5 protein-coding genes and 5 pseudogenes are annotated in these 9248 nt (G+C 69.6%); 4 read left to right on the top strand and 6 right to left on the bottom strand.

Translation table 11 applies throughout. The features are described from left to right. Window positions 1-93: 93 nt before the first annotated feature. The 3 genes and pseudogenes from AB0J08_RS40010 to AB0J08_RS40020 all read right to left on the bottom strand — a co-directional run. Window positions 94-804, bottom strand: a pseudogene (locus tag AB0J08_RS40010) (site-specific integrase); the annotation flags it as partial. Then, entirely contained in the window at window positions 804-1028 is a 225-nt protein-coding gene (locus AB0J08_RS40015; protein ID WP_360644607.1) for a helix-turn-helix domain-containing protein, read from the bottom strand. The gene AB0J08_RS40015 and the pseudogene AB0J08_RS40010, both read right to left, overlap by 1 nt. Then, window positions 1028-2265, bottom strand: a pseudogene (locus AB0J08_RS40020) (replication initiator); the annotation flags it as partial. The pseudogene AB0J08_RS40020 and the gene AB0J08_RS40015, both read right to left, overlap by 1 nt. A gap of 850 nt (window positions 2266-3115) precedes the next feature. Between AB0J08_RS40020 and istA the strand changes: the two are divergent. Both istA and AB0J08_RS40030 read left to right on the top strand, forming a co-directional pair. Next, window positions 3116-4639: an IS21 family transposase gene (istA, locus tag AB0J08_RS40025; protein ID WP_360644610.1), complete on the top strand. Its 1524-nt coding sequence runs from the start codon at window positions 3116-3118 to the stop codon at window positions 4637-4639. Next, a pseudogene (locus AB0J08_RS40030) lies at window positions 4639-5286 on the top strand (ATP-binding protein); the annotation flags it as partial. The gene istA and the pseudogene AB0J08_RS40030, both read left to right, overlap by 1 nt. 453 nt (window positions 5287-5739) lie before the next feature. On the opposite strand, the gene AB0J08_RS40035 reads toward AB0J08_RS40030, so the two are convergent. The 3 genes from AB0J08_RS40035 to AB0J08_RS40045 form a co-directional block, all read right to left on the bottom strand. Next, window positions 5740-7224: an integrase gene (locus AB0J08_RS40035; RefSeq protein ID WP_360644613.1), complete on the bottom strand. Its 1485-nt coding sequence runs from the start codon at window positions 7222-7224 to the stop codon at window positions 5740-5742. Between the two features lie 153 nt (window positions 7225-7377). Further along, window positions 7378-7692, bottom strand: a complete 315-nt coding sequence (locus AB0J08_RS40040; RefSeq protein ID WP_360644616.1) for a helix-turn-helix transcriptional regulator — start codon at window positions 7690-7692, stop codon at window positions 7378-7380. Continuing rightward, window positions 7689-8753, bottom strand: coding sequence for a site-specific integrase (locus AB0J08_RS40045; RefSeq protein ID WP_360644619.1), 1065 nt, complete (start codon window positions 8751-8753; stop codon window positions 7689-7691). Before AB0J08_RS40045 ends, AB0J08_RS40040 begins: the two co-directional genes overlap by 4 nt. A 147-nt stretch (window positions 8754-8900) precedes the next feature. Between AB0J08_RS40045 and AB0J08_RS40050 the strand changes: the two are divergent. Both AB0J08_RS40050 and AB0J08_RS40055 read left to right on the top strand, forming a co-directional pair. Next, window positions 8901-9041 (top strand): annotated as a pseudogene (locus tag AB0J08_RS40050) (ATP-binding protein); the annotation flags it as partial. A gap of 85 nt (window positions 9042-9126) precedes the next feature. After that, window positions 9127-9248 (top strand): annotated as a pseudogene (locus AB0J08_RS40055) (IS630 family transposase); the annotation flags it as partial.

Here is a 9248-nt window from a genome sequence, read left to right on the forward strand (position 1 = left end):
TGCTCATGTTGCTCTTGCCACTCACGATCTGGACTGCTTCCTCCGGGACTCAACCGTCCCAGTATCAGGCTGTCCAGTTCAGCGGGGGAACTTCAGGGCGAGTTCGAACAGGGCGTGCAGCCGGTGGCCGTGGGTGGCGGCGAGGAACGCGCGCGCCTCCTCGACGGTGAGGGGTTCGAAGCGGCGGGGGCGGGGTGTGCCCATGCGGACGTTGCGGGCGACGTTGCGGGGGATCTCCTCCTCCCGAACGGCGTGCTCCAGTGCCGACTTGAGTACGGAGTGGACGTAGGCCAAGGTCAGTGGCGAGAGCCGCTTGGAGCAGCACTTCCCGACGGCGCAGCACAGGTGCTGGTCGCGGGCGGCGTCGAGGCCGCGTGCGCAGCACTGGCAAGTGGTGCGGAGCTGGTCGAGCCAGGTGCGGACGTCCTTGGCGGTGAGCTTGGCGAGCTTCTTCCGTCCGAGGCCGGGTATCAGGTAGAGCCGGACGCAGGCGGTGTAGCGGGTGTGGGTGTTCTCGCGGAGGCGGTGGACGGCGACGGTCTCCAGCCAGTAGGTGAGGAACGCTGCGACGCTGCCCTGCGCGGAGGGGGCGGGGACGCCGCGGTTGCTGGTGGCGATCTTCTCGGTGAGCTTGGCCAGGGCCTCCGTGCGGGTGCTCCCGTAGACGCGGACGCGCTTGCGGGTGTCGCCGACGGCCAGGACGTAGCCGGCGGCTTCCCAGCGGCCGTCCTTGCGCTGGTAGACGGTGCCGTCCCCGTTGGCGCGGATGCGGCGGGAGGCGGGGGTGTCGCGGGGCGTGGTCATCAGGCGGCTTCCTGTTCGAGTCGGGTGCGGATGAAGTTGGTGAGGGCGCGGGTGGGGATGCGGCGGGCGCGGCCGAGGGTGATCGAGCCGAGTTGCCGGGTGCGGAGCAGGTCGTAGACGGCGGAGCGACCCAGTTGGAGACGGGCCATGACCTGGGGGATCGTCAGCAGTTCCTCGGCGGTGCTCGGCCCCGCCTGGACTGCGGCGGACGCGTGCGGAGTCATCAGCAGCCCCCGTCCGCCGTGAACTGGCGTTCCAGTTCTCTGCTGTGGCGGACGGCGGCGGCGAGGAGTTCTTCGCCGGGGCTGTAGCCCGAGCCGTGGTAGGTCCAGTGGCCGACGACGAGGGTCGTGCTCGGGTCGAGGTCGGGCAGGTCGGCGTATGCGCGGGCTTGTTCGGTGCGCCAGGCGCGGCGGGTGTCGCGTAGTTGGCCAAGGGTGACGGAGTAGCAGCGGGGCTTGGTGGAGAAGTGGCCCCGGAAACCGAGCATGTGCGCCCACTTCCAGAGCTTGAGGTCGGCGAACTCCGGGCGCCGGCCCAGATCCCAGCAGGTGCGGATCATCTGCCGCACGTGGCGTTCCACGGTCAGCCGGGGCAGGGGGCGGGACTGGCCGGTACCTGAGCAGGTACGGCATTCCACGGGCGCGCCGGTCTGTGCGGACGGTGCCATGCCGCGTCCCTGGCAGGGGCGGCAGAACAGGGCGCAATCGAGAGCGCCGGATGAGTCGGCGGACTTGGTGGCGTACTTGGCCACGTAGGTGGCGACCGCGTGATCGGTCAGCTCGGCGTTGGTGTCGAAGCCGGCGATCTCGCGCACGTCGAGCTTTTCGCCCCAGGCGAGTTCGCGTTCCCCGACCGCGTCCGAGACGACGTTGACCGAGACGCGGGCGGCGGCGGCCCGGATGGCGTCGCCGAGCATGGTCACGGTGGCGGACGGGGGCGGGGGCTGGGTACTGCCGTCCGGGCCGTCGAGACGGATGACGGCGTGAAAGTGGACCAGGCCGCGTTTCTGGTATTCGGCGACCTTGGCGAGGAGACGCGCAGCACGGCGCGGGCCGCCTTCTGGGTCAGGCCGAGCCAGGCGGCGATCTCGCGGCGCATGGAGATCGTGAAGCGCGCCCACAGGGCTCCGGCGTGGGCGTTGAACAGCACCGCTCCCGGGTAGTCGTAGGTCTTCGGGTCCAGCGGTGTGCCGAGCAGCGCGTCCGCGGGTTCGTGGCGCTTGCCGCAGCGGCAGGGCCGCAGGACACCGCCCGCGTCGGTGGGGCGGTTGTGGACGGGCCCGAAGGACGGCGCGGTGAGCGTGGCGAACACGCGGGGGTGGGTGCGGACGGTCTCCGGCACGCTCTTGCCGCCGGTCAGGCCCGCCCGGATCAGTTGGAAGGTGTCGGCGGCGTAGACGCGGGAGCAGGCCGGGCAGCGTGAGGCGCGGCGGTTGCCGCAGGCCGTCAGCAGGCTGCCCGCGGATCCGTCCGAACGAGCCGCACCGTGACGGCCGACGACAGGTCAGCGCCCGCCTCCCGGTGGTCCAGGACAGCTGGAGCGTAAACGCCGTTTACCTCCGCCTGCGATCCTGCCGATCCACAGAGACGCCCCGCCGGCCAGAGGCATAAACGGCGTTTACATAGGGTGCGCTGGCTCCCTGCGACGAGCACCTCTGGCTGAGCGCTGCCGGCTCGGGGCCGCCGAAGGTGTACCTCCCCTGGGCCTTGTCGGCCGCCGCCTCCTTCGCGGCCTCGGCTCGTTCGACCCGCTCTGCAGCGGTGATCTTCCCGGCCCGTGCCTGAGTACGGATCCTCCGGGCGTCCTCGACGGCGAACTCACTGCCGCCTGCCTGCTCCCGAAGGCCACTTTTAAGCGCCGTCGCGAAGCAAAAAAGCCGTAAGCGGCCCCCTGAGGGCCGATCAGCCGACCGAAGGTCCACTCATACCGGGATGTTCGAGTTCGGCCTTCTGGGGCACCGTTCTGGCGGTCGATATTTCCCGAAGGATGCGTCAAATGTCCCTTCAGAGCTACTTTGATCACTCGCTGGCTGTCTCGCACCGGCCGGTCGTTACGAGTAGCTACTGCACTCCAGCCAGGATCCTGAACACTCCGACGGCGCAGGTCCCGCAGTGCCGAGCTTCAGGCCAAGGACCAGCCGATACGGTAGCTCCCAGCGCTACCCAAGGGGCCAGGTTGACGGCGGCCAACTTAAGCTCCACTCTGGCGGCCACATACGGCGCAATCTGCGGCCTCGGGATTCCCCGCGTACGGCCAGATATTTCTCCCCGCTCGCCCCGATTCGTCCCGCTCGGCGACGCTGGAGCGGGTGAAGAACAGCAGGGAGATCATGGAGATCCTGGAGGCGTACGACCTCACAGGTAGTTACCGCGCTGCGGCCGAGCTGGCCGGGTGCGACCACCACACGGTGGCCCGGTACGTGAAGATGCGCGAGGCCGGCCACGAGCCGGGCCAGCGCCGGCACCGGACCCGGGCGATCGATGACTACCTTCCGAAGATCGAGGAACTGGTGGTCCGCTCGCAGGGCCGCATCCGCGCGGACGTGGTGCACCGGCGGATCACCGCGATGGGCTTCGCAGGCGGGGAACGCACCACCCGCCGCACGGTCGCCGAGGCGAAGGCCCAGTTCAAGGCCGGTCGGCGCCGTGTCTACCGGACGTGGGTGACCGAACCCGGGCTCTGGCTGCAGTACGACTTCGGCGACGGGCCGGTGATCAAGGGCCGCAAGACCACGCTGTTCTGCGCGTGGCTGGCCTGGTCCCGGTTCCGGGTGGTGATCCCGATCTGGGACAAGACCCTGCCGACGGTCACCGCCTGCCTGGACACCACGCTGCGGCGGATCGGCGGGGTGCCGGCCTACGTGCTCACCGACAACGAGAAGACCGTGACGACCGACCACATCGCCGGGATCGCGGTCCGCAACCCGGAGATCGTGGAGGTCGCCCGGCACTACGGCACGACCATTCGTACGTGCGTCCCGGCCGACCCGGAGACCAAGGGCGGCTCGGAGTCCACGGTGAAGATCGCGAAGGCCGATCTCGTGCCCAAGGACGTGAACCTGCGGGAGGAGTACCGCACCTTCGGTGAACTGGAGGCCGCCTGCCGCGAGTTCTGCGACGAGGTCAACTCCCGCACCCACCGCGAGACCCGGCGCAAGCCCGGCGACCGGCTCGCGGAGGAGCGCCAGCGGCTGCACCCGCTGCCCAGGCAGCCGTTCACCGCGGCGTTCGGCACGACCCGCCGGGTCAACTGGGACTCCACCATCTCGGTCGAGGCGGTGCGCTACTCGGTCCCGCACGAGCTGATCGACACCCGGGTCTGGGCCCGCTTCCACGGCGAGGAGCTGATCGTCACCGCGGTCGACGGGACCGGAACGGCCCGGGAGGTCGCCCGCCACCTGGCCGGCAAGCCGGGCTCGCCGGTACTGGACGACGCGCACTACCCGCCGCGCGAGGACAAGGAAGCCGACCGCACGCCGAAGGCCACCAGCGCCGAGGAAGTCGCCTTCCTCGCGCTCGGCCCCGGCGCCGCGAGTTGGCTGGTGGAGGCAGCGGCCTGCGGCACCCGACGGATCAAGGCGAAGATGGCCCAGGCCGTCGCCCTCGCCAAGCTCTTCTCGGCCGGTGAGGTCGACCGGGCGCTTGGCACCGCGGCGGTCACCGGCCGCTTCGCGGACAAGGACCTGCTCTCGATCCTCGACTACCAGGCCGTCCACGGCGAGGCCGAACCCACCCGCCGCGGCGAGGAGCACTCGCTCCAGCCGGGCACTTCCGCCTGGTCCTCCTTCGGCCTCAACACCCTGCTCGACCACGACGAAAGCGACCCGTCCTGATAGCCACCCCGCTCCGCACCGTCCACGGCACCAACGGCGATCCGCTGGCCGAGGCCATCGAACTGACCAAGCGGCTCAAGCTCCCGCACATCCGCCGCTCGCTCACCGACATCATTCCCACCGCGAAGGCCCAACGGTGGGACCCGGCCGAGGTGGTGAGGGTCCTTCTGGCCGAGGAGGCCGCCGGCCGCGACCGGGCGAACCTGCACACCCGCCGCAAGCGGGCCGGCTTCCCCACCGGCAAGACCTTCGGTGACTGGGACGAGACCGCCTCCGCGATCCCGCGGCCCACCCAGGACGCGCTCAAGTCCCTTGAGTGGATCGGGCGTCGGGAGAACCTGTGTGTCTGCGGACCGTCGGGCACGGGCAAGAGCCACTTCACCGAGGCGATCGGCCAGGCCGCGGTCGAGTCCGGCATGACGGTCGCCTGGTTCACCATCGAGGACCTGGGCGTGCTCGTCCGCCGCCACCGCGCGGACGACTCGATCGCCCGAGCACTGGCGCGGATCGTCCGCTCGGACCTCATCCTGGTGGACGACATCGGCCTGCTGCCGGTCTCACCGGACGCCGCCGAGGGCTTCTACCGGCTGGTCGACGCCGCATATGAACGGCGCTCGATCGCGGTTTCGAGCAACCTGCACCCCTCGAAAGCGCACATGTTCCGGCGAAGATGTGCAAGGTCGTGCCGAGATGCAACAGGTTCAGCGCGGGTTTTCGATGCTGACAGCCACGGCGTCTGGCGCTGCTGCCACGAGGTGATCAGTCCAGCAGTCGGACTGCTGGACTGCCACGTCAGCTCCGCAGCCACAGCAGACAAGGTTTGGTCCGTCCAGACCGTCGAGTCCGCAGCAACCATTGCGCCGTCCGCGGTCAGGATGCGGGGCGGTGCCCGGCAGGTCGTCGGGATGCAGGATGATCACCTGCGTTTGAGGGCTGATGGCGTAGGTTCCCTGCGACACCCGAGGCGAGGCCACTCGGTGCCCCTCGGTCTTCTCGGCAGCGGGCGGCAGCGGGACTTCCCGGAGGTCGCCGGTGAGTTGTTGCTGGCAGCTCGCGCAGGTAATGAAAGACATCGAACTATTGTGCCTGCTGGCTGTCACTCAGCTATTGGGGAGGCGCCCCGCGTCAACGTGGTCGGCGAGGTAGATCAGGGTGGCTTGCGGGTCCATCCCGAAAGCGGCGGCCACGAGCTTGGGGTCCATGGTGTTCACCAGGTCGACAAGCCGGGTGCTTCGAATCATCCGGGGCGGGTATCCGCAGCCGTCAAGGACGTGTGAAAGATAGGCAGTTGAGGCCGGACTTCGCCCGGCCTTCGTTCCTTTGGTGACCATCACGTGAGGGTTGGCCGTCGGCCATGCCGCACGGTGAGCGAGACAGCGATGCAACACGGCCCAGGAGGCCGGGTCCAGAGGGACGGGGTGGGGTCGCTTGCCGAGCCGGACCGTCTGGGCCACCGGGTCGACGTGGGTGATCTGCAACATCCGGACTTCCGAACTGGAGGCGCCATGCAGCAGGGCAAACATGCCCAGCATGGCCTCGTGCGGGTGGACGTGCTCATCGGTGCTCCAGCGGCGAAAGAGCTCGCGCTGCTGGTCGAGGGTGAGAGTCCTGCCACGGAAGCCGTTCGCCTCCTTCGCGGTCAGCGTCCGGGCCGGGTCGACCAGCACGATGTGCGTGGAGCGGGCGAAGCGAAAGAACTGCCGCAGCACGGTCAGCCGCCGCTTCCGAGCCCGGGGCAGGGTGACCAGGAAGGCCTCGACGTCATGCACGTCGACCAGTGCCCAGTCGCTCTTGCCCCGATGGTCCACGAGGAAGACGGCCAGGTCACGGAGGATGCCCAAGGCAGTTTCCAGGGTGTGGTTGCTGCGGGGCCGGGTGCCGGCCCGGCGGGCCCGGTCCTGGGCCCGCATCCGGGAGGCGTCGAAGCTGGCGACCGCGGGACGCAGTGGCTTGGGGACCGCGTCGATGCGACGCTGGCGCCGCCCGGCGGCGAGCCGTTCGGCCTGGTCGGTGGGCAGGGCCAGGCCGTGGAGGGTGAAGAAGTCCTCCAGTGCACGAGCGAAGGAGCCCATGGAGCGTCCCGGGCGGCGAGATCGTTCCAGCAGGGCATGGGGCGAGTTGGATTGCTCGTCGTCCAGGAGGCGGCCCAGGTCGGTGATGAAGCCGCAGGCCCGGGCGACGCAGTGGCGGGCGGCGACATAGGCGACGAAGTCGCCCAGCCACAAAGGCGGTTCGGCAAGCCGGTCGCGGAGGTGTTCGCCGCGGATGAAGGGGCGCCCTGGGTGCTTCTGCCAGCAAGGCGAGCACAGCCCCAGCCCGGCATGCCGCCGAAGCTCGCCGCACTCGCGGCAGACGATCGGTGGCTTCTTGGGTGATCCCGGGTGAGAACAGGGCCCGCACCGGCCGGTCGCCTCGCGCAGATAGCCCGGCTTGCCGCAGCGCGGGCACGGCTGCTGGGCGCCCAGCCGCTCGGCTTTCCGGCGGCAGTCCCGGCACAGACGGTTGCCGGCCGCGCGGACCGGATGGCCGCACTGCTCGCAGGCGCGCGAGCAGATGATGCATCGGCCGGTGTCCTGCTGGAGCACGCGATCTTTCCCGCAGGAGGGACAACTCGCCTTTGCTGCTTGCTCGTTCATCCTCCGACTGCACCGGCAGCAGTGCTGGCGGTCACGAAAGCCGACCGGGGCACCGCAGGTGACGCAGTCGCGCTGTTTCTTGCCCATCGAGCTCTCCGCTGGTCACAGGGGCGGCATCGACCGGCCCCGGGCGGAGGCCGCCTTCGGCAGATCGGCGACGGGCCGGGGCGGCGCGATGGGCCGCTCCACGGGGGTGGTGTCGACGTCGATCAGGTCGTTGGGGGTGCACTCCAGTGCGGTGCACAACGCGACGAGCGTGGTCATCTTGACCTGCGAGGGCTCCTTGGTGAACAGCGCGGACACTGACGCGGAGGACAACTCCAAGCCGGCCTTCTCGGCCAGCAGCCGCCGCAGCTCGGTCCCGGTCCAGACCTCGCGCTGGGCGGCGGCCATCCGCAGCCGCCATCGGATCTTCATGCCGTGGTGTCCTTCCCGGTCAGCTCGGCCAGGATGCCGGCGACGGCCCGCTGATAGGCATCTTCGATGAACGTCGCGGAGGGCCGGACATAGCGCATGGTCGAGCTGACCGTCCAGTGACCGAGCATTTGCTGGATCGCCACCAGGTCGACGCCGCGTTCGTAGTTGTGGGTCGCGCAGGCCCGCCGCAGGGCATGCGGGCTGAACCGCTCGGCCGGCGGCCTGCCCTCGAGGTCCATGAGATAGCGGAGCCGGTTGCGGATTGTTCCGCGATGCAGCGGGCCACCGGACTCGTCGGCGAACAGCACCGGCGAGTCGGGGAACTTCCCGCGCACGTCCTCCAGGAACCACCGCAGCACCAGGTCCAGGCCATCGAGCATTGGCACCCAGCGCGGACGCGGGCCGGAGGTGTGGGCGCCCTTGCCGAAGCGGACGTGGAGCTTGCCGAACGGGCCGCGGGTGAAGTGCAGGTCCGGCTTCTCCAGCAGGGAGGCCTCCTCCGAGCGGAGTCCGGCGTGATACAGCGTCCGGAAGAGTGCGTAGTCCCGGGCCGCAGGTCCGTACTTCCTGGCGGTCGCGATCCGCTGCTTCATGAAGTCGAAGAACTCGTTCACCCGCTCCGGGGTCGGCGGTGGCAGCAGGGCCGGGGAGTCGTCACCGACATGCCGGGAGGCGTTGAACTCATCGACGGGGCAGACCAGTCGGACCCCGAACGCGGCCTCGATCTCGACCGCCTTCCGGGCCTGCAGGAACCGGTGGAACCCCTTGAAGATCTGCACATACTCGCGGCGGGTCGACGTTGCCCGGCCCTTCACCGCGAGATCACCGACGACGCGGTCGATGTCCTCCGGGGTCACATCCCACGCCGGCCGCCCCAGCGCGGCGAGCGTCCGCTCCAGCAGGCCGATGTCGTTGTCGATCGTCACTGGACTGAACCCGCGGGCCCGCCACGAGGCGACGAACGCCTCCACGCACGCCGTCTGGAACTGCCACGGGTCAGTGACCAGCGGTCCCTGCGGGACGCCCCCGCCCGCGATGACCTGCAGCCTCACCTCGGCCACCGGCACACCTTCCTCGCACCTGAACGGTCAAGGCAGCACCTTGAAAACCCGGCCTCTGCCGCGAGAACCAACGAGGACCGCAGGAACAGGAAACGGCCTGGTGGCAGCAGCAACTCGTGTGAGGGAACAAGTGCCAGCCCCAGATGATTCGACGAGATCATGCCGAAGACCCTGGCCACCGCCACGGTCGACCGGCTCATGCACCACGCCCACATCGTGGTCACCCAGGGTGACAGCTACCGGCTCACCCAGGCCACCACCGGAAAGGGGGTGAAGCCCTTCAGCTGACCCATACCGAACCAGGCGGGGAGATTATCTGGCCGCCACCGGGGCGGTCCTGAAGACCGCAGGTGGGGCAAACCCGAGGCCGCCAGTGGGGCGAGCGAGATGGCCGTTGACAGAGCGGGCTGCGCTGACGCGGTGGGCCCGCAGAGCCTCGTCCGCCCAGGCGCTGGCTCTGCGGGCCCGGATCGTGTTGGCGTGCGACGGTCTGGA

The organism is Kitasatospora sp. NPDC050463, assembly GCF_040655255.1.
GTDB lineage: Bacteria > Actinomycetota > Actinomycetes > Streptomycetales > Streptomycetaceae > Kitasatospora.

What these genes read in the sequence shown, in the direction of transcription:
- AB0J08_RS40015 (WP_360644607.1), bottom strand. Translation starts at nt 1,028, where the DNA reads ATGACTCCGCACGCGTCCGCCGCAGTCCAGGCGGGGCCGAGCACCGCC.
- AB0J08_RS40040 (WP_360644616.1), bottom strand. Translation starts at nt 7,692, where the DNA reads ATGAAGATCCGATGGCGGCTGCGGATGGCCGCCGCCCAGCGCGAGGTC.